This is a genomic window from Promicromonospora kroppenstedtii DSM 19349 (genome assembly GCF_000515355.1).
In the GTDB taxonomy this organism is placed as follows: Bacteria; Actinomycetota; Actinomycetes; order Actinomycetales; family Cellulomonadaceae; genus Promicromonospora; species Promicromonospora kroppenstedtii.
On sequence record NZ_KI911760.1, the window covers coordinates 117,921 to 119,888 of the forward strand.

Annotated in this window: 2 protein-coding genes and 1 pseudogene; all 3 read right to left on the reverse strand. The window is 74.1% G+C overall.

Going from position 1 to position 1,968, the window contains the following annotated elements; genetic code table 11:
* Positions 1–201 (reverse strand): annotated as a pseudogene (locus tag PROKR_RS36475) (alpha/beta hydrolase); the annotation flags it as partial.
* Positions 198–830, reverse strand: coding sequence for a TetR/AcrR family transcriptional regulator (locus PROKR_RS27820; protein WP_036970747.1), 633 nt, complete (start codon positions 828–830; stop codon positions 198–200). The gene PROKR_RS27820 and the pseudogene PROKR_RS36475, both read right to left, overlap by 4 nt.
* Before the next feature lie 17 nt (positions 831–847).
* The coding region (locus PROKR_RS27825; protein ID WP_051433444.1) for a class I adenylate-forming enzyme family protein at positions 848–1,968 on the reverse strand (1,121 nt) is incomplete at its 5' end.

Here is a 1,968-nt window from a genome sequence, read left to right on the forward strand (position 1 = left end):
GGCGATCGCCGGCCAGGCGCGGTGCGAGGCGGTGATGCCGTGCACCAGCACGACGGCGGGCAGCGCTGCGCCGTCCGGTCCGGTCGCGACGGGCGCCGTCGGCTCCCAGACGCCTACCCGCAGCCTGCCGCCCGCCACCGCGACGTCGTGCGTGGTGTAGGTGTGCGAACCGGTCCCCTCGACCTGGTCGACGATGCTCATGGACGTACCTCCCCCTCGTTCCGGCCCGTGCCGGTCCCCCCGGGCGCCAGCGCCCGCTCGATGAACGTCATCGCCTGGTCGAACACCTCGGGCGGGACGGCCGACGTCGGGCCGCCGGGCTCGACGTCGGGACCCCACAGGACCCACCGCATCCCCACGATCTCGCCGATGCCCATGAGCGCCCACGCGGCCACCTCGGGGTCGATGTCGCCGACCTCGCCGGCCTGCTGCGCCTTCGCGAGGCCGTCGCGGTACCCCTCGACGATCCGGGTGTAGTGCAGCCGCAGCGCCCCCGGCGACACGAACTCGGCCTGCCGCACGATCCGGTAGAGCGCCGGGTGCTCGGCAGTGAACTCGAAGAAGGCGCGGAACCCGGCCCGCTCCGCCTCGATGCGCCCGGTCGCCTGCGAGGACGCCGCGATCATGGCGTGCCGCACCCGCCGGTTCAGGTCCTCGACCACCTCGTCGAAGATCTCGATCTTCGAGGTGAAGTACAGGTAGAACGTGCCCTGCCCGACGCCGGCGGCCTCCGTGATCTTCACGATCGAGGCGTCGTGGAAGCCGAGGTCGGCGAACACCTGCTCGGCGGCGACGAGGATGCGCGCGCGGGTGCGCTCCCCCTTGGTCATGGGCTGGGAGATGGTGCTCACCGGGCCTCCTCGGCAGGGCGTACGTGGAGCGCGGAGCGCACCACCTTGTTCAGGGACGAGCGTGGCAGGTCAGGGACGAGATCGAAGTGCCGGGGCACCTTGAACCCCGCGAGCTCGCGGCGGCAGAAGGCCTCCAGGTCCTCGGCGTCGGTGAGCTGCCCGCCGCGCGGCACCACGAAGGCGTGGCCCACCTCGCCCCAGCGGTCGTCGGGCACGCCGACGACGGCGGCGTCGGCCACCGCGGGGTGCCGGCGCAGCGCGGCCTCGACCTCGGCCGGGGTCACGTTCTCGCCGCCCGTGATGAACACGTCCTTGAGCCGGTCCACCACGCGGTAGTACCCGTCGGCGTCGCGTTCCACCAGGTCGCCGGTGCGCAGCCAGTCGCCCGCGAACGACGCCGCCGTCGCCTCCGGCTCCCGGAAGTAGCCCGCGAACACGCTGGGGCCGCGCACGAGCAGCTCCCCGGTGGCGGGGCCCGCGAGGTGCTCGCCGGTGACCGGGTCGGCCACCGCGACCTCGACGTGCGGGTAGGGCACGCCGGCGGAACCGAGGCGGTCGCGCGCCACGTCGTCGGGCAGGCAGAGCACGTTGGGGCCGGCCTCGGTGAGGCCGTATCCCTGGGTGAGCGCGACGCCGCGCCGGTGCCAGGCGCGCAGCAGCGGCTCCGGCATGGGCGCGCCGCCGACGACGGCGTGCCGCAGCGAGCTCAGGTCCGCCGCCGCGAAGCCGGGGTGCTCGGCGAGCAGCAGGTAGTTGGTGGGCACACCCATCATCGTGGTGACCCGCCGGTCGGCGACCAGGCGGAGCACGCGCTCGGGCTCGAAGGTGCGCTCCAGCACCACGGTCGCGCCCGTCCACCAGGCCAGCAGCGGCTGGATGTTCCAGCCGCCCACGTGGAACTGCGGCAGCACCGAGAGCACCACGTCGGTGCTGGTCAGCTCGACCGTCCGGGACAGCGAGAGGTTGTTCCAGAAGCAGTTGGCGTGCGTGAGCAGCGCGCCCCGCGAGGTGCCGCCCGTGCCCGACGTGAACACCAGCAGCAGCGGGTCGTCGTCGCGCACCGGGCGGTGCGGCGGTCCCGCGGGCGGCGGCTCGGCGAGGGACCTCCGCCGCGTGG

Bases quoted from the DNA above. Each gene is read 5' to 3' on its own strand.
- PROKR_RS27820 (WP_036970747.1), bottom strand. From the start codon at position 830: ATGACCAAGGGGGAGCGCACCCGCGCGCGCATCCTCGTCGCCGCCGAG.